The sequence below is a fragment of the Aeromonas sp. R4-3 genome (assembly GCF_040908275.1).
Taxonomy (GTDB): Bacteria; Pseudomonadota; Gammaproteobacteria; order Enterobacterales; family Aeromonadaceae; genus Aeromonas; species Aeromonas rivipollensis.
The window spans coordinates 1-16,658 of record NZ_JBFODK010000010.1 but is presented as its reverse complement, the minus strand read 5'-3'; the positions used below and the strand labels follow the sequence as shown (position 1 = coordinate 16,658).

16 protein-coding genes, 1 tRNA gene and 1 rRNA gene are annotated in these 16,658 nt (G+C 62.2%); 3 read left to right on the top strand and 15 right to left on the bottom strand.

Going from position 1 to position 16,658, the window contains the following annotated elements; translation table 11 throughout:
* The first annotated feature begins 4 nt into the window (after positions 1-4).
* A complete protein-coding gene (gppA, locus tag AB5Y91_RS02035; RefSeq protein ID WP_111913021.1) occupies positions 5-1,495 on the top strand; it encodes a guanosine-5'-triphosphate,3'-diphosphate diphosphatase in 1,491 nt (496 codons plus the stop codon).
* Between the two features lie 30 nt (positions 1,496-1,525).
* Positions 1,526-1,780 carry a Rho-binding antiterminator gene (locus AB5Y91_RS02030; RefSeq protein WP_368168951.1) on the top strand — a complete coding sequence of 85 codons (255 nt, stop codon included), beginning with the start codon at positions 1,526-1,528 and terminating at the stop codon, positions 1,778-1,780.
* 68 nt (positions 1,781-1,848) lie between these two features.
* Here AB5Y91_RS02030 and AB5Y91_RS02025 read toward each other — a convergent pair whose 3' ends face one another.
* From AB5Y91_RS02025 to AB5Y91_RS01965, 13 genes are all read right to left on the bottom strand, one after another.
* On the bottom strand, positions 1,849-2,598 hold the full coding sequence (locus AB5Y91_RS02025; protein ID WP_368168977.1) for a class I SAM-dependent methyltransferase: 750 nt from the start codon (positions 2,596-2,598) through the stop codon (positions 1,849-1,851).
* Positions 2,599-2,658: 60 nt separating this feature from the next.
* Entirely contained in the window at positions 2,659-5,223 is a 2,565-nt protein-coding gene (locus AB5Y91_RS02020) for a bifunctional diguanylate cyclase/phosphodiesterase (RefSeq protein ID WP_234690091.1), read from the bottom strand.
* Positions 5,224-5,499: 276 nt separating this feature from the next.
* Complete coding sequence (prlC, locus tag AB5Y91_RS02015) at positions 5,500-7,542, bottom strand: oligopeptidase A (protein WP_368168950.1); 2,043 nt, start codon at positions 7,540-7,542, stop codon at positions 5,500-5,502.
* Positions 7,543-7,763: 221 nt separating this feature from the next.
* On the bottom strand, positions 7,764-8,783 hold the full coding sequence (hemB, locus tag AB5Y91_RS02010; RefSeq protein WP_368168949.1) for a porphobilinogen synthase: 1,020 nt from the start codon (positions 8,781-8,783) through the stop codon (positions 7,764-7,766).
* Between the two features lie 3 nt (positions 8,784-8,786).
* Complete coding sequence (locus AB5Y91_RS02005) at positions 8,787-9,572, bottom strand: TatD family hydrolase (RefSeq protein WP_368168948.1); 786 nt, start codon at positions 9,570-9,572, stop codon at positions 8,787-8,789.
* A 111-nt stretch (positions 9,573-9,683) separates the two neighbouring features.
* On the bottom strand, positions 9,684-10,439 hold the full coding sequence (tatC, locus tag AB5Y91_RS02000; protein WP_106885401.1) for a twin-arginine translocase subunit TatC: 756 nt from the start codon (positions 10,437-10,439) through the stop codon (positions 9,684-9,686).
* Positions 10,436-10,888: a Sec-independent protein translocase protein TatB gene (gene tatB / locus AB5Y91_RS01995; RefSeq protein ID WP_262114025.1), complete on the bottom strand. Its 453-nt coding sequence runs from the start codon at positions 10,886-10,888 to the stop codon at positions 10,436-10,438. Before tatB ends, tatC begins: the two co-directional genes overlap by 4 nt.
* A gap of 3 nt (positions 10,889-10,891) precedes the next feature.
* Entirely contained in the window at positions 10,892-11,140 is a 249-nt protein-coding gene (gene tatA / locus AB5Y91_RS01990; RefSeq protein ID WP_025328841.1) for a Sec-independent protein translocase subunit TatA, read from the bottom strand.
* 40 nt (positions 11,141-11,180) lie between these two features.
* Positions 11,181-12,821: a ubiquinone biosynthesis regulatory protein kinase UbiB gene (gene ubiB, locus AB5Y91_RS01985; RefSeq protein WP_139438510.1), complete on the bottom strand. Its 1,641-nt coding sequence runs from the start codon at positions 12,819-12,821 to the stop codon at positions 11,181-11,183.
* Entirely contained in the window at positions 12,821-13,429 is a 609-nt protein-coding gene (locus AB5Y91_RS01980; RefSeq protein ID WP_234569635.1) for an SCP2 domain-containing protein, read from the bottom strand. Before AB5Y91_RS01980 ends, ubiB begins: the two co-directional genes overlap by 1 nt.
* Positions 13,430-13,437: 8 nt before the next feature.
* Entirely contained in the window at positions 13,438-14,190 is a 753-nt protein-coding gene (gene ubiE, locus AB5Y91_RS01975) for a bifunctional demethylmenaquinone methyltransferase/2-methoxy-6-polyprenyl-1,4-benzoquinol methylase UbiE (RefSeq protein ID WP_106885398.1), read from the bottom strand.
* A 65-nt stretch (positions 14,191-14,255) separates the two neighbouring features.
* Complete coding sequence (crcB, locus tag AB5Y91_RS01970; RefSeq protein WP_106885397.1) at positions 14,256-14,633, bottom strand: fluoride efflux transporter CrcB; 378 nt, start codon at positions 14,631-14,633, stop codon at positions 14,256-14,258.
* Positions 14,634-14,722: 89 nt separating this feature from the next.
* The gene (locus AB5Y91_RS01965) at positions 14,723-15,988 is read right to left on the bottom strand and encodes a cytosine deaminase (RefSeq protein ID WP_368168947.1); all 1,266 of its coding nucleotides are present in this window, start codon (positions 15,986-15,988) and stop codon (positions 14,723-14,725) included.
* A 141-nt stretch (positions 15,989-16,129) separates the two neighbouring features.
* Between AB5Y91_RS01965 and AB5Y91_RS01960 the strand changes: the two genes are divergently transcribed.
* Positions 16,130-16,333 (top strand): hypothetical protein, encoded by a 204-nt coding sequence (locus AB5Y91_RS01960; RefSeq protein ID WP_368168946.1) that lies wholly within the window; start codon positions 16,130-16,132, stop codon positions 16,331-16,333.
* Positions 16,334-16,381: 48 nt separating this feature from the next.
* Here AB5Y91_RS01960 and AB5Y91_RS01955 read toward each other — a convergent pair.
* Both AB5Y91_RS01955 and rrf read right to left on the bottom strand, forming a co-directional pair.
* Positions 16,382-16,457: transfer RNA gene (locus tag AB5Y91_RS01955), tRNA-Thr, on the bottom strand.
* A gap of 106 nt (positions 16,458-16,563) precedes the next feature.
* A 5S ribosomal RNA gene (gene rrf / locus AB5Y91_RS01950) occupies positions 16,564-16,658 on the bottom strand; the annotation flags it as partial.

The window sequence follows — 16,658 nt, the reverse complement described above, 5'->3', positions numbered from 1 at the left end:
CCAGTTGCACAACTCGCCGCTCTATGCCGCCATCGACCTCGGCTCCAACAGCTTTCACATGCTGGTGGTGCGCGAGGTCGCCGGTGCCCTGCGCACCGTCACCAAGGTCAAGCGCAAGGTTCGCCTCGCCGCCGGTCTCGATCCGGAGTTTCGTCTCAGCCGTGCCGCCATGGAGCGGGGCTGGGACTGCCTGCGCCTGTTCTCCGAGCAGTTGCAGGACATTCCGTCCGACAACATCCGGGTGGTGGGTACCGCCACCTTGCGCCTCGCCACCAACGTTGACGAGTTCCTGAGCGAAGCGGAACGGGTGCTCAACCACAGCATCGAGATCATCTCGGGCGAGGAAGAGGCCAAGACCATCTACGAGGGGGTCTCCTGGACCTCCGCCGGGGAAGGCAACCGCCTGGTGATCGACATAGGCGGCGCCAGCACAGAGCTGGTGATAGGCGAACACAGCGAAGCCAAACTGCTCAACAGCCTGCACATGGGCTGCGTCACCTGGCTCAACAATCACTTCGGTGACGGCGAGCTCTCCGAGGCCCGTTTCCAGCAGGCCATTGCCGCCGCCAAGACGGTACTGGAGAAGGTGGCGGAAGATTACCGCGCTCTCGGCTGGCGCACCTGCGTCGGCGCCTCCGGCACTGTCCAGGCGCTGCAGGAGATCATGCTGGCGCAAGGGAAGAGCGAGCGGGTCACCCTGCCCAAGCTGCAGGAGCTGATGGGTCAGGCCATCGCCTGCGGCAGGCTGGATCGGCTGCAGCTGGAAGGGTTGGCCGCCGAGCGGCTGACCGTGTTCCCCTCCGGCCTCGCCATCCTGATCGCCATCTTCGAGACCCTGAACATAGAGAGCATGACGCTGGCGGGTGGCGCCCTGCGGGAAGGCCTTATCTACGGCCTGCTCGGCAACAATCACGACTGTGATGCCAGGGACAGAACCGCCGACAGCCTGATCAGCCGCTATCAGCTGGATAAAGAGCACGCCGAGCGGGTGCGCGACACCGCCGTCGAGGCCTTCAACCAGCTGCAACCGGCCTGGCGACTCTCCAAGCGTTACGGCCGCCCCATCCTGCGTTATGCGGCCCTGCTGCACGAGATCGGTCTCTGCATCGAGTACAAGAAGGCGCCGCAACACGCCGCCTACATCATCGACAACATCGACATGCCGGGCTTCACCCCGGCGCAGAAGAAGCTGTTGTCGGCCCTGCTGTTCAACCAGCGGGACGAATTCAAGCTGGACACCCTGGAGAAGCAGGGCGCCGTCACCGGTCGTCAGGCGATCCGGCTGGCCCGCATCCTGCGCATCGCGCTCATCCTCTGCATGCGCCGCACCCAGGGCACAGTGCCCAGCTTCACCCTGCAGGCCGAGGAGGAGTCGCTGACCCTGACCCTGCCCAAGGGGTGGATGGACGAACACTACCTGCGCGCCAGCGAGCTGCGGCTCGAGGTGGAGCGCCAGCAGAAGATGGGCTGGCCCACCCGCGTACAGGAAGCCTGACCTCATCACCTGCCAGTCTGGGAGTCGATCATGCCGGATTACCAACCCATCAGCTGTGACCTCTACGACTGGCTCGAGATAGCCGCCCGCTGGCAACTGCCGGTGACCCTGGTCGGCCACGACGGTCGTCGGTGGGATGACAGGGTCCGCACCATAGCGGCCAGTGACGGCGTCGAGTATCTGCTGCTGGAGAGCGGCGAGCGCCTCAGCCTCGCCGATCTCGCGACCCTGGATCTCGTCTGGCAGGGGGAGGCGCGGCATATCCGCTTCGCACCCGCCCGCTGATCCCAAAGCAAAAAGGAGGGCCAACATATGTTGGCCCTCCTTTTTGCATCCGCGACTCACACCGACAGTTAACCCGCCAGCGCCGCCATCACATAGACGTCGAAGCGGTTACCCTTGGTCTCTATGGCCATGCTGGGTTTATGTTCATTGAGCCAGCCAGCATAGGCTGGGCGCTTTACCACCACCCGCTTGTTCGCCATCTTGAGCGCGGCAGGCAGCAGGGCATCCGCATCGAGATCCGGCCCCACCAGGGACTGGAACACCCGCATCTCTTTTTTGACCAGCGCCGACTTCTGCTTGTGGGGGAACATGGGGTCCAGGTAGATGACCTCGGGCCGCTCCGGCAACGCCAGCAGGTTGTCCACCGCAGGCCCTTGCAGTAAATGCATGCGCTCGCTGACCCAGGGGCCAATCTCGGGATCTTGGGCCGCCCGCGCCAGCCCGTCCTGCAACAGGGCAGCCACCACGGGGCTGCGTTCGATCAAGGTCACCTTGCAACCAAGGGACGCGAGCACGAAGGCGTCACGGCCGAGCCCGGCAGTGGCATCCACCACTGTCGGCATGGCCCCGGACTTCAACCCCACCGCCTTGGCGATGGATTGGCCGCGGCCGCCACCGAACTTGCGCCTGTGGGCCACGGCCCCATCCACGAAGTCCACATAGACGGCACCCAGCTTGGGTTCGTCCAGCTTGCGCAGCTCCAGCCTGGTGTCAGTCAGCACCAGCGCAAAAGGGGCAGGAAACTCCACCTCGGCCAGACGCAGTCGCAGGGCGTCCAGCTCGCCATCGCGGGCGGGCACTTCACTGAAAACCTGGATATGGGGCATAACGAAGACTCATGGCGGCACGGAAGCGGGCATGATAGCAGAAGCGGGGGATCAGCTCACTGTGGTCAGATTGGCCAGGTTCATACCCTGGCGATTGAGGGTCAGGTATTCCACCAGATCGTCATAGGGCAGCGGGCGGCTGAGCAGATAGCCCTGGGTGAAGGCACAGCCCTTCTGGCAGAGGAAGTTGAGCTGTTCCCGGGTCTCCACCCCCTCGATCACCACCTGCATGCCGAGGTTGTGCACTATGTTGATGATGCCGTCCAGCAGCAACCTGTCCTGCTCGTTGAAGGGGATGTGGCGCACGAAGGAGCGGTCAATTTTCACCAGATCCACCGGGAAGGTACGCAGGTAGTTCAGCGCCGAGTAGCCGGTGCCGAAGTCATCGATGGCCAGCTTGCAGCCCGCCTCGCGCAGGGCATCGATCCGCACCCTGTGCTGATCGCTGCTCTCCATCAACAGGGATTCGGTGATCTCTATGATGATGTCCGCCGGGTCCAGGTCGAAGTGACGGATCACTCGCAGCCACTCGTTCGCCTCGGGATCTATGGTCTGAAACTCCAGGGTGGAGCGGTTGATGGACATCTGCAGATCCGGGAAGCCGGACTGCTGCAGGCGGGCCAGATCCCGGCACGACTGCCAGAGCACCAGAGCCCCCAACCCCTGGATGAGCCCCGCCTCTTCCGCCAGCGGGATGAAGTCCGCCGGCGAGACCTGACCCCAGTGGGGATGATACCAGCGCACCAGGGCCTCCAGCTTGGCGACCCGGCCGCTGCGATTGTCCCAGATGGGCTGATAGGCCATGGTCAGCTGCCCCAGCTTGATGGCCTCCGCCAGATCCTGCTGCATCTGGTGGCGCTGACTCACCTCTTCGCGCATGGAGGCGCTGTAGGTACCGAGGGAGCGCCCCTGCCGCTTGGCGACGAACAGCGCCTGCTCGGCGTTGCGCAGCAGCTCGTCGCTGTCGGCCCCGTCGTTGGGGCAGAGGGTGATGCCGAGGGTCGCGGTCACATAGAGGTGCTGGTTCGCCAGCATGAAGGGACGGGCGAAGCCGCCGATCACCTGCTTGGCGAACACCTCGGCCTGGCGGCGGTTGACTATGCCGGGCACCAGGAAGGCGAACTCGTCGCCGCCGATGCGGGCCACCAGATCCTCGGTGCGCACCCGGCTCACCAGCCGATCCGACACCTCTCGCAGCAGGGCATCGCCGACATGGTGATCCATGCTGTTGTTGACCGCCTTGAAGTTGTTGAGATCCAGCACCATGAGCGCGAAGCGCTCCCCCCGCTCGCAGAAGCGGGCGAGGCAGCGGCCGAACAACCAGCGGTTCGGCAGCCCGGTGAGGTTGTCGTAGTTGGCCTGGGCGGCGATCTTCTGCTCCGCCAGCTTGGTCTGGGAGAGATCGCTGAAGATGGCGATGTACTGGCTGATCCTGCCCCCTTCCCGCAGGGCGCTGATCATCAGCTGCTGGGGATAGAGCTTGCCGTTCTTGCGCTTGTTCCACACCTCGCCACGCCAGATCCCCACCCGCTCCAGGGCGTGATACATGTCGGCGTAGAAGGTCTGATCGTGCAGCCCGGACTTGAGCAGGCTGGGGCGCTGACCACGGGCCTCCTCCTCGCTGTAGCCGGTGATCTTCTCGAACGCCGGGTTCACCGAGATGATGCGGCTGTCGGCATCGCACACCAGTATGGCCTCGGAGAGGTTGTCATAGACCCGGTGGGAGAGCTTGAGCTGCTCCGCATGGCGCTTCATGGGGTCTATGTTCTCCAGCACCACCATAAGGTAGTCGGGATGCATCTGCTCGTTGCGGATCAGGGTCACAGTCACCCGGCCCCAGAGCACAGAGCCATCCCGGTGCAGGTAGCGTTTCTCCTGGGTGAAGGCGGGGCGCTCTCCCCGCTTGAGCGCCTCGTAGAGAGGGATGCTGGTCAGCCAGTCGTCGGGGTGGTTGAGTTCGGCGACGGTGAGTCGCAGCAGCTCCTGCTGGCTGTAGCCCAGCATCTTCTCGATGGCCGGGTTGACCCAGAGGATGGTGCCGTTCAGATCGAGTTTGCCGATGCCGACCGGCGCATGGGACATCATGGTGTCCAGGAAGTCGGGGCATTCCGGCTGGGCGGGGAGCGACTGACGCTGCTGCTGATACATCAGGGCCAGTTCACGGCCGGCGAGCGGCGCCAGCAGCCGCAGCAGCCCCATGATCTTGTCCATTCTGGGGGTGGCCCGCTTGAACATGACGCTGCACAGCCCTATGGTCTCGCCTTCGGCACTCTTCAGTGCGACGCCGGCATAGCCCCGGACCTGGCAGCGCTCCAGCACGGCCGCATGGGGAAACAGCTCCCGGGTACGATCGCTGAACCAGGCTTCTCCCTGCTGCATGGCGATCTCCCCCGGGGTATCCGCAAGGGGGAAGCTGTAGGAATTGATGTCGAGAGAGGCGGGATAGGCGGCATGCACGGTGAAGAAGAGCCCGGCCTGATCCTTACCTGAAACCAGGACGAAGTCAGCCCCGACCGCGTTGGCGATTTCACTCACAAAGGTATCAAAATATCCCTGACCACTCGAATGAGACAGGCTTGAGATGATTTGATAGACAGACTCGAGTGCTCGCCTCATGGCAAGGTTCTTTCTCTCCTTGGAAGGTAGAACCCGACTCTACTGAAGAGGCGGGGCCAGTGCAAACATGCACTCCGCAAGATATTAAAAACCCTTGAAAAAAGGGACCAAAAGGTCCCTTTTTATCTCAAAAATCACGCTGTGATCCCACTATGTCGCAAATCTGTACCTGCTTGAAGCTCACGCCAGTGAAGGGCGCTGGGCCTCATGCGGCAATCCCGCTGTGTCGGAGCAAGGCATCCACCTTGGGCTCGCGACCACCGCAGGTGCGGAACATCATGCGGCAATCCCGCTATGACGTAGCAGCGCATCCACCTTGGGCTCACGACCGCGGAAGGCACGGAACAGCTCCATCGGCTCCTTGGAGCCCCCCTTCTCCAGAATATTCTTCAGGAAGGATTGGCCGGTGGCCGGGTTGAAGATCCCCTCCTCCTCGAAGCGGGAGAAGGCATCGGCGGAGAGCACCTCGGCCCACTTGTAGCTGTAGTAGCCCGCCGCATAGCCGCCCGCGAAGATGTGGGAGAAGCTGTGCTGGAAGCGATTGAACGCCGGTGGCGTCATCACCGCCACCTGGCTGCGCACCTCACTCAGCAGGGTCGGGATCTGATCCGCCTTGGCCGGGTCAAACTCCTGGTGCAGGCGGAAATCGAACAGGGCGAACTCCAGCTGACGCAGCATCTGCATCGCCGCCTGGAAGTTGCGGGCGGTCAGCATCTTCTCCAGCAGATCCGCGGGCAGCGGCTCGCCGGTTTCATGATGACCGGAGATGAAGGCCAGTGCCTCGGACTCCCAGCACCAGTTCTCGAGGAACTGGCTCGGCAGCTCCACCGCATCCCAGGCCACGCCGTTGATGCCGGCCACACCGGCCACATCGATCTGGGTCAGCATGTGGTGAATGCCGTGGCCGAACTCGTGGAACAGGGTGACCACTTCGTTGTGGGTGAACAGGGCCGGCTTGCCATCCACCGGGCCGTTGAAGTTGCAGGTCAGGTAGGCCACCGGCTTTTGCAGCGAGCCATCCTGACGGTAGCGACGGCCGAGGCAGACATCCATCCAGGCTCCGCCCTGCTTGTGTTCCCGGGCGTAGAGGTCGAGGTAGAAGCTGCCGCGCAGCTCGTCCTCGGCATCGAAGATGTCGTAGAAGCGCACGTCGGGGTGCCAGGTGTCGATGCCGAGGCGCTCGCGTACTTTCATGCCGAACACCCGCTTGACCACCTCGAACAGCCCCTTCACCACCCGGCTGGCGGGGAAGTAGGGACGCAGCTGCTCGTCGGAGATGGAGAACTTGTGCTGCTTGAGTTTCTCGGCGTAGTAGGCGAGATCCCAGGCGGCCAGCTCGCTCTGACCGTGCTGCTCGGCGGCGAAGGCGCGGATCTCCTCCAGCTCGGCCTTGCCTTGCGGCAGGGATTTGGCCGCCAGATCGGTGAGGAAGCTCACCACCTGTTCAGTCTTGTCCGCCATCTTGGTGGCAAGGGACAGCTCGGCGTAGTTGGCAAAGCCCAGCAGCTGGGCCAGCTCGCGGCGCAGGGTGAGCAGCTCGCTCATGATGGCGGAGTTGTCCCACTTGCCGGCGTTCGGGCCCTGGTCGGAGGCGCGGGTGGTGAAGGCCTCATACAGCTCGGCGCGCAGTGCGCGGTTATCCGAGTACATCATCACCGGCAGGTAAGAAGGAATATCCAGAGTGAACAGCCAGCCCTCTTTGCCTTTGAGTTCAGCCATCTGGCGGGCGGCCGCCTGGGCGCTCGCAGGCAGACCGGCCAGTTCGGCCTCGTCGGTCACCAGCTTGCTCCAGCCCTGGGTCGCATCCAGCACGTTGTTGCTGAAGCGGGAGGCCAGCTCGGAGAGGCGGGCCTGAATTTCCCCATAGCGCTGCTGCGCCTCGGCGGGCAGACCTATGCCGGAGAGGCGGAAGTCGCGCAGGGTATTCTGGATCTCCTTGCGCTGGGCGCCGCTCAGCAGGAGGAAGTCGTCGCTCTCGGAGAGGGCCAGATAGGCCTGATAGAGCCCTTCATGCTGGCCCACATAGGTCTGGAATTCGGAGAGCAGCGGCAGGCAGGCGTCGTGAGCCGCGCGCAGCGCCTCGCTGTTGAGTACGGCGTTGAGGTGACTGACCGGCGACCAGACTCGGGACAGGCGGTCATTGACCTCCTCCAGCGGGGCTATCAGGCTGTCCCAGGTGTGGGGGTCCCGCTGCGCCAGCACATCCTCAATCTTCTGTTTGCAATCGGCGATGGCCTGCGTCACGGCAGGCTGCACCTGATCGGGCTGGATCTGGCTGAAGGGGGGCAGCGAGTCCATTGTCAGCAAAGGGTTAGTCATCTGCGGTACCTCTAAATGCTCTGCAGCCCCTGCCGTCCAGAAGCTTGCTTGGACCATCTAAGATGTAGGCAGAAACCCCATTTATCAAGCCTTTGCCACCCAGAGCCGGGCCCGCTGCCCAGATTTCGCCAAAAGCTGCTCATTAATGCAGCGATCCGGCATCCAGAGACGACAATGCCGGCCCTGGGGCCGGCATTGTGAAGGGGATGACGCCGCTCGCATCAGCGCCGGGCGTCTTCCTTCAGCCACTGCGCCACACGCTTGGCGAAGTAGGTGAGGATGCCGTCGGCACCGGCCCGCTTGAAGCAGAGCAGGGACTCCAGGACGCACTCCCGCTCCTTCAGCCAGCCGTTCTGGATCGCCGCCATGTGCATGGCGTACTCGCCGCTCACCTGATAGGCGAAGGTCGGCACCCCGAACTGATCCTTCACCTGACGGATCACATCCAGATAGGGCATGCCCGGCTTGACCATGACGCTGTCAGCCCCTTCGGCGATGTCCAGCGCCACCTCGTGCAGCGCCTCGTTGCCGTTGGCCGGATCCATCTGGTAAGTGGCCTTGTTGCTCTTGCCGAGGTTGGCGGCGGAGCCCACCGCATCACGGAACGGGCCGTAGTAGCTGGAGGCGTACTTGGCGGAGTAGGCCATGATCTGGACGTTGACGAAGCCGTTCTCTTCCAGCGCGGCGCGAATCGCACCGATGCGGCCATCCATCATGTCGGACGGCGCCACTATGTCGGCCCCGGCGGCGGCGTGGGAGAGCGCCTGCTTCACCAGGATCTCGGTGGTGATGTCGTTTTGCACATAGCCTTCGTCATCTATGATGCCGTCCTGACCATGGGTGGTGAAGGGATCCAGCGCCACGTCTGTGATGACACCCAGCTCAGGGAAGCGGGCCTTGAGAGCACGGGTGGCACGCTGGGCCAGGCCGTCCGGGTTATAGGCCTCTTCCGCCAGCAGGCTCTTCTGCTCCAGCGGCGTCACCGGGAACAGGGCGATGGCGGGCACGCCCAGCTCAACCAGCTCGGCGGCCTCGATCAGCAGCAGATCGATGGAGAGCCTGTCCACCCCCGGCATGGAGGCAACGGCCTCACGCTGACCCTCCCCCTCCAGCACGAACACCGGATAGATGAGATCGTTGACGGTCAGCTGGTTCTCGCGCACCAGACGACGGCTGAAATCATGTTTGCGCACCCGGCGCAGGCGGCGACCCGGAAAGGCGCCTGGAAGAGTTATGGCCATGAATCACTCCAAAAGAGGAAGTTGGAAAAATGCGGCGGAGGTGGCCCGGGTATGGGCCAGCAAGGCCTCGGGCGCTTCACCACGGCAGGCCGCCACCACCTGGGCGATGTGCGGTAAAAAAGCGGGTTCGTTGCGTTTGGGTCTGGGTTTCAGATCCCGCGGCACCAGATAGGGGGCATCGGTTTCGATCATTAGGCGACCGGCGGGGATGCGCGCTACCTGCTCGCGCAGCAGCTGACCGCGCCGCTCGTCACAGAGCCAGCCGGTCACCCCTATGTGCAACCCCAGGGCCAGACACTGGTCCAGCTCCTGGTCGGAGCCGGTGAAGCAGTGCAGCACGGCCCTCGGCAGCTTGGGCAACCAGGGACGGAGGATCTCGATGAAACGGGCATGGGCATCGCGGCAGTGCAGAAACACCGGCATCCCGAGCTCGGCGGCCAGCGCCAGCTGGGCGTCGAACACCGCATCCTGCACCGGACGGGGGGAGAAGTCGCGGTTGTAGTCGAGACCGCACTCGCCGATGGCCACCACCTGGGGCAGTGCCGCCAGCGCGCGCAAGGCGGGCAGGGTCTGCTCATCCACACTCTTGGCGTCGTGGGGATGCACCCCGGCGGTGGAGAAGCAGTAACCGGGCCACTCGGCGGCAAGCTTGGCACTCTCGCGGCTGCCAGCCAGATCGGTACCGGTCAGGATCAGCGCCTCCACCCCGGCGGCGCGGGCGCGGGCCACCAGTGCTGGCTGTTCGCCGGCAAACTGGGGACTGGTGAGGTTGAGACCAATGTCGATCATGGGATCAGAGGTTCCGAACAAAAGGAATACATATCAGGTATTTGAAAACCATCTACTCGATGGGGCATCACCATACGCCTCGAACGGATGCATGAAAAGAGGAAGGGAGCCTCAGCTCCCCTCTTCCGGTTGTTCCTGCTCTTCCTCGTCCTCTTTCTTCACATAGAAGCGGGCGAAGAAGAGACCTATCTCCCACAGGGCCCACATGGGGATCGCCAGCAGGGTCTGGGAGAAGACATCGGGCGGGGTCAGCAGCATGCCGACCACGAAGACCCCGACGATGACGTAGGGGCGCTTCTCCCTCAGGCTCTTGGGGGTGGTGACCCCGGTCCAGCAGAGCAGTATGGTGGCCACTGGTATCTCGAACGCCACCCCGAACGCGAAGAACAGGGTCAGCACGAAGTCCAGATAGCTGGCAATGTCGGTCGCCACCGTCACTCCGGCGGGGGCCGTGCTGGTGAAGAAGCCGAACACCAGGGGGAACACCACGTAGTAGGCGAACGCCATGCCGGCATAGAAGAGCACGGCACTGGAGGCCACCAACGGCATGACGAGACGCCGCTCGTGCTGGTACAGGCCGGGGGCGATGAAGGCCCAGGCCTGATAGAGCAGATAGGGGATGGCCACGAAGAAGGAGACCACCAGGGTCAGCTTGATGGGCGTGATGAAGGGGGTCGCCACATCCGTCGCTATCATGCTGGTCCCTTCAGGCAGCTGGCTGAGCAGCGGCCGGGCCACGAAATCGTAGATGTCGTTGGAGAAATAGATGAGCGCGACGAACGCCAGCAGGATGGCAGAGATGGAGCGCAGCAGACGGGTTCTCAGCTCCACCAGGTGGCTGATAAGGGGTTGCTCGGCCTGACTCATGGCTTCACCTCCCCTTTGCCGGCCGACTCGCTGACCGGCTCGCGCTGGCTGTTGACCGGCGGCACTTCACGGGTCAGCTGCACCACAGGTTCCACCGGCGTGGCAGGTTCAACCTGGGCGACGGGCGGGCGGATCTCGTTCTGTGCCTCATGCTGTGGCTGATAGGGACGGTTCACCGACTGGGCCGCCGCCTTCAACTGCTCGATGGACTCCTGCAGCTCGGGGCTAAGGTTGTTCATCTGCAACTGCTCGGCCTTTTTCAGATCATTGTGCAGCTCTTGCAACTTGAGCTCCTGCTCCAGCTCTGTCTTGACCGAGTTGGCGGTACTGCGGATCAGCTTGATCCAGTGGCTGGCGGTACGGATGGCAACCGGCAACCGCTCGGGACCCAGCACCACCAGAGCGACGACACCGATGACGACCAGCTCCCAAAAACCGATGTCGAACATGGCTTAGGCCTGATCTTTGTCTTTCTGCTTGGCGGTCTCGGCACTGCTGGCCGTCTCGTTCAGCTGCTTGGCCGGAAACTCCGCATCCTTCTGCTCAGGCTTGGCATCGGCCGGATCATCCGACAGCGCCTTCTTGAACCCCTTCACAGCGGCACCCAGATCGCCACCTATGCCGCGCAGCTTCTTGGTACCGAACAGCAGCACGACGATGACTGCGATGATCAACAATTGCCAAATACTGATACCACCCATGACTTTCTCTCCAGGATAGGCGCCTGATGGCGCAGTTTAATTAATGAATGCGGGTCTTCAACCAGCCCAGCAGCCAGCATAACCCGGCGCCGGCGAGACTGATTTGTCCCCACTCAATATGTTGTTTCTGGGTCAGCAAGAATACACCCACCAACAGTAGGCTGGCTCCCACCCCTAAGAGGTAGCGGGCCTGTCCCTGACGACGGCTGTGCAGGCGAAAATCGGCGAACATCTGCTCGAAGTGGTGCTGCTGATGCCGCGCCTGGCGCAGGGTCTCGTAGACCAGCTCCGGCAGCTCCGGCAGCTTCTCAGCCCAGAAAGGGGCCTTCTCGCGGATCGCATTGAGCACCGCCTTGGGGCCCACCTGCTCGTGCATCCAGCTTTCCAGGTAGGGCTTGGCTGTCTGCCACAGGTCCAGCTGGGGATAGAGCTGACGCCCCAGCCCTTCCACATAGAGCAGTGTCTTCTGCAGCAACACCAGCTGGGGCTGCACCTGCATGTTGAAGCGACGGGCGGTGTTGAACAGGTTGAGCAGCACGTGACCGAACGAAATTTCGGATAGCGGCTTCTCGAAGATGGGCTCCAGCACGGTGCGGATGGCGAACTCGAACTCGTCCACCTTGGTGTCGGGCGGTACCCAGCCGGACTCCACGTGCAGCTGCGCCACCCGTTGATAGTCACGGTTGAAGAAGGCGAGGAAGTTCTCCGCCAGGTAGCGTTTGTCTTCCCGGTTCAGGGTGCCGACTATGCCGCAGTCGATGCCAATCCAGAGTGGATTCTCCGGGTGCTCATAGGAGACGAAGATGTTGCCGGGGTGCATGTCGGCATGGAAGAAGCTGTCACGGAACACTTGGGTGAAGAAGACCTCAACCCCGCGCTCCGCCAGCAGTTTCATGTTGGTGCCGTTGGCCTCCAGCGCGGCTATGTCGGAGACAGGAATGCCGTAGATGCGCTCCATCACCAATACCTGCTCGCGGCAATGATCCGTGTAGACCTCGGGCACATAGAGCGCCTCTGAGCCGGTGAAGTTGCGGCGCAGCTGGATGGCGTTGGCCGCTTCTCGCATCAGGTTGAGCTCGTCGAGTATGGTCTTGCGGTACTCCTCCACCACCTCGACGGGGCGCAGCCGCGCGCTCTGGGGCACGAAACGGGCCACCAGACGAGCCAGCGCCTGCATCAGGCGCAGATCGGCCTCGATGACGGGCTCTATGTCGGGACGGATCACCTTGATGACGATCTCCCGGCCATTCTCCTTCAAGCGGGCGGTATGGACCTGGGCAATGGAGGCGGACGCCAGCGGCGTCTCGTCGAAGTCATCGAACAGGGTTTCGATGGGGCAGCCCAGGCTCGCCTCTATCTGGCGCCTGGCCTCCTGCCCGCAGAAGGGGGGCACCCTGTCCTGCAGCAGGGCCAGCTCTTCGGCGATGTCTGGCGGCAGCAGATCCCGGCGGGTCGACAGCATCTGGCCGAACTTGATGAAGATGGGGCCCAGGGCCTCGAAGGCGAGGCGAATGCGGGCACCACGGCACAGCTCAGGTTGCTTGTTCTTGAGCCAGAACAGGCTGCGGCGCACCAGGCGTCCGGGCCAGGGCTGATAGCGGGCGGGCACCAGCTCGTCGATGCCCTGCTCCAGCAGGATGCTGACGATGCGATAGAGGCGTTTGAACTCCTTGGGGGTCATCAGCTCACCTGCTGCTCGAGGCGGGCCAGCCGCAACTCGACCGCTTTCATGTGCTGTGCCAGCACCTCGACATCGTCGTTGAAACTGGCCACTTCCAGGGGGCCTGGGGCGAGGCGGGCTTCCTCCGTGAGGTACTCGGCCAGCTGGCGCTGGGAGCGGCACAGCTCGCGGCCCACCACGCGACGGGCCTGACGGGCGCCGCCACACAGGGTGTGAGCCAGCACGTCGCCGGTATAGCGCGACAGCTCCTCTTCCCAGTCGATATCCAGCTCCCCCAGCAAAGCGCTGAAGGCCTGTACCAGTTGGGGATCGCCGCTCAAGTCCAGCTTATCCTCGCGGATATAGCGAGTCAGGGCGGAAGGGTCCTTCAACAGGCCGATCGCCGTCAGCGACAGGCTCAGCACGGCGTCGGGTTCCCCCTCATAGCGGGCCAGCACGTCCAGCCGACGCTCGGAGAAGACAAACCAGAGCGGCTTGAGCTCACGCAGCTCCAGCTTGAGCACCTTGCCCGCGAGCTTGCGCAGCCGCGCCGGGCTCTGCTTGTCGAGTGCCAGCAACTGGTTGAGGCTGGTTTCGATCACCGCTGTGACCATGGCATCCATCGGCATAGGCGACCTTAAAACTTGTAACCACGGTGCAGGGCGACCACACCCTGAGTCAGGTTGTAGAACTCCACCTGCTCGAAGCCGACCTGCTCCATCATGCCAGCCAGGGTCTGCTGATCCGGGTGCATGCGAATGGATTCCGCCAGATATTTGTAGCTTTCACCGTCGTTCGCGACGATTTCGCCCATTTTCGGCAGCAGTTTGAAGGAGTAGAGATCGTAGAGCTTGGCGATCACCTCGCTGGCGGGTTTGGAGAACTCCAGCACCAGCAGGCGACCACCCGGCTTGAGCACCCGGAACATGGAGGCCAGCGCCTTGTCCTTGTCGGTCACGTTGCGCAGGCCGAAGCCTATGGTGATGACGTCGAAGTGATTGTCCGGGAAGGGCAGAGCCTCGGCATTGGCCTGCACGTAGGAGACGTTGTTCGCCACCCCCAGGTTGCGCAGCTTGTCGCGGCCCACTTTCAACATGGAGTCGTTGATGTCCGCCAGCACCACCTGACCTGTCTCGCCGACGATGCGGGAGAACTTGGCGGTCAAGTCACCGGTGCCACCGGCCAGATCCAGTACCTTCTGACCCTTGCGCACACCGGAGCAATCGATGGTGAAGCGCTTCCACAGGCGATGAATGCCGAACGACATCAGATCGTTCATCAGATCATACTTGGCCGCCACCGAATGAAAGACGCCAGCCACCAGAGTTTCCTTCTCGGTCGCCGCCACGGTTTTATAGCCAAAATGCGTAGTATTAGTCTGTTCCGACATCCCTCAAACACCCATAGAGCCAAGAATGGCCGCCAGTTTACCAGAGCCGGTGACCTGCGGACACCTTAAACCCGGCTGGCCACCAACTGCATCCCCAGCATGACCATGGCCAGGCAGAGGAAGAGATTGAGGCCTATGTTGAGCAGCGCCTTCAGATAGGCCCCGTGTTGAGCCAGCACCACAGTATCCAGGGCAAAAGAAGAGAAGGTGGTCAGGGCACCCAATATACCCACCATCAGGAGTGGCTTGAGCGGGTGCTCGGCAACATGCCCGTGCAGAATGAGGGCATAGGCCACCCCCATGATGAAGGAGCCCACCACGTTGACCACCAGGGTGCCATAGGGGAAGTGGCGCCCCAGCAGCAGCGCCATCAACTCGGCGATACCAAAACGAAGGCAGGCGCCGATGGCACCGCCGGCCGCGACAAATAACCAGGTTTGCATGGGGAGGCTCCATAAGTGTCAGGCCGACATTATGCAAAATGCCGGCAAGCGGGGATAGCGGGGCAATTAATCTACGGGGATGAGCCGCCTCATCGGCGAAAATCCACCGGCTCTATCTGATCCAGATGCAGGGAGGTCTGCGCTGGCCGGGTTTCGGCAATCACGCGGCCATGGCGGATGGAGTAGCGCACCGGCACCTGACGACGCACCGCATCGAAGCCGTTCTCGGCGGGCAGGATCAGCAGATTGGCCGGCTTGCCCACCTCGATGCCATAGCGATCCTGCACATTCAGGGTGCGGGCGCTGTGGCTGCTGATCAGCTTCAAGCCGTCGTTGATCTGCTCGTAGCCCATGATCTGGCAGACATGCAGCCCCATGTGCAGCACCTGCAACATGTTGGCCGTCCCCATGGGATACCAGGGATCGAACACATCGTCGTGGCCGAAGCAGACGTTGATGTTCGCCTCCAGCATCTCCTTGACCCGGGTAATGCCACGGCGCTTGGGGTAGGTATCGAAGCGCCCCTGCAGGTGAATGTTCACCAGCGGATTGGCCACGAAGTTGATGTCCGCCATCTTGAGCAGGCGGAACAGGCGAGAGGCATAGGCCCCGTTGTAGGAGTGCATGGCGGTGGTGTGGCTGGCGGTCACCCGGTGGCCGATACCTCGCTCGTAGGCCAGGGTCGCCAGGGTCTCGATGAAGCGGGACTGCTCGTCATCGATCTCGTCACAGTGCACATCCACTAAAACCTGATATTTCTCGGCAAGATCGAAGACATAATGCAGACTTTCGACCCCATATTCCCGAGTGAACTCGAAATGGGGGATGGCGCCTATCACGTCGGCTCCCAGCCTGAGCGCCTCTTCCAGCAAGGCCTTGCCGTTGGGATAGGAGAGGATCCCCTCCTGCGGGAAGGCGACGATCTGCAGCTCGACCCACCCCTTCATCTCCTCCCGCACCTCCAGCATCGCCCTCAGAGCAACCAGATTGGGGTCGGAGACATCCACATGGGTACGAACGAACTGGATGCCGTTGGCGATCTGCCACTTCAGCGTCTGTATGGCCCGGCGCTTCACATCCTCATGGGTCAGCAGTGCCTTGCGTTCGGCCCAGCGCTCTATCCCCTCGAACAGGGTACCGGAGAGGTTCCAGCTCGGCTCACCGGCGGTCTGGGTGGTATCGAGGTGAATATGAGGCTCGATAAAGGGGGCCATCGCCATCCCCTCCTCCCCATCCAGTTCCCGGGTAGAGAGGAGGATCTGGCTCATAGGGGCTATGGTTCTGATCAGGCCATCCTGACACAGGATCTGCCACAATCCCTCCCTGCCACTCAGATGCACATTCTTTATCAACATGTTCCTTTCCCCTTCGAAACCCTGGTTGCCTTTGCCAATCCACAACTTAGCTCGGATCAATTGAATAGAAAAGCGTTCACACAGAATGCATATGGGGCTGACATCATTGAAGAACAGCAAGAATAAAGAGAGTGGATGGGGATGAAAGCAGGATTGACCGAGATCGGCAGTGCAGGCTTGTTTCACGAATATCTGCAGACGCAGGGCATCAACAAGCCCCCATTGACAGCGTTCGGCGAACAGTGGGAGTACAAGCGAAACGAACGGCTGGTCGCAGCCATTCAGATAGAGGCTTCCGGGCAGGCCCGCTTCTATCTCGATGCCAGACAGATCTCGATGAACTGAATGGTAAAAACAAAAAAGCCTCCCTTTTCAGGGAGGCTTTCGTTTTCATGGTGCTGATACCCAGAGTCGAACTGGGGACCTCATCCTTACCAAGGATGCGCTCTACCAACTGAGCCATATCAGCACACTAACCGGTAAAGACCGCACTGTGTGCGCTATCTAAATCTTCTGTCCAACACAACCTGACGTTGTATCGCGACCAACCACATCGCTGTGATTGCTTAATTGAAGCCTGGCAGTGTCCTACTCTCGCATGGCGAATGCCACACTACCATCGGCGCTACCGCGTTTCACTTCTGAGTTCGGCATGGGATCAGGTGGTTCC

Excerpts from the sequence above, each read along its gene's own strand:
- ubiE (WP_106885398.1), bottom strand. The coding sequence starts at position 14,190 with ATGTCGGAACAGACTAATACTACGCATTTTGGCTATAAAACCGTGGCG.
- hemB (WP_368168949.1), bottom strand. The coding sequence starts at position 8,783 with ATGGCCATAACTCTTCCAGGCGCCTTTCCGGGTCGCCGCCTGCGCCGG.
- prlC (WP_368168950.1), bottom strand. The coding sequence starts at position 7,542 with ATGACTAACCCTTTGCTGACAATGGACTCGCTGCCCCCCTTCAGCCAG.
- crcB (WP_106885397.1), bottom strand. The coding sequence starts at position 14,633 with ATGCAAACCTGGTTATTTGTCGCGGCCGGCGGTGCCATCGGCGCCTGC.
- tatC (WP_106885401.1), bottom strand. The coding sequence starts at position 10,439 with ATGAGTCAGGCCGAGCAACCCCTTATCAGCCACCTGGTGGAGCTGAGA.
- AB5Y91_RS02030 (WP_368168951.1), top strand. The coding sequence starts at position 1,526 with ATGCCGGATTACCAACCCATCAGCTGTGACCTCTACGACTGGCTCGAG.
- AB5Y91_RS01980 (WP_234569635.1), bottom strand. The coding sequence starts at position 13,429 with ATGCCGATGGATGCCATGGTCACAGCGGTGATCGAAACCAGCCTCAAC.
- AB5Y91_RS01960 (WP_368168946.1), top strand. The coding sequence starts at position 16,130 with ATGAAAGCAGGATTGACCGAGATCGGCAGTGCAGGCTTGTTTCACGAA.
- AB5Y91_RS01965 (WP_368168947.1), bottom strand. The coding sequence starts at position 15,988 with ATGTTGATAAAGAATGTGCATCTGAGTGGCAGGGAGGGATTGTGGCAG.
- AB5Y91_RS02020 (WP_234690091.1), bottom strand. The coding sequence starts at position 5,223 with ATGAGGCGAGCACTCGAGTCTGTCTATCAAATCATCTCAAGCCTGTCT.
- AB5Y91_RS02005 (WP_368168948.1), bottom strand. The coding sequence starts at position 9,572 with ATGATCGACATTGGTCTCAACCTCACCAGTCCCCAGTTTGCCGGCGAA.
- tatA (WP_025328841.1), bottom strand. The coding sequence starts at position 11,140 with ATGGGTGGTATCAGTATTTGGCAATTGTTGATCATCGCAGTCATCGTC.
- ubiB (WP_139438510.1), bottom strand. The coding sequence starts at position 12,821 with ATGACCCCCAAGGAGTTCAAACGCCTCTATCGCATCGTCAGCATCCTG.
- tatB (WP_262114025.1), bottom strand. The coding sequence starts at position 10,888 with ATGTTCGACATCGGTTTTTGGGAGCTGGTCGTCATCGGTGTCGTCGCT.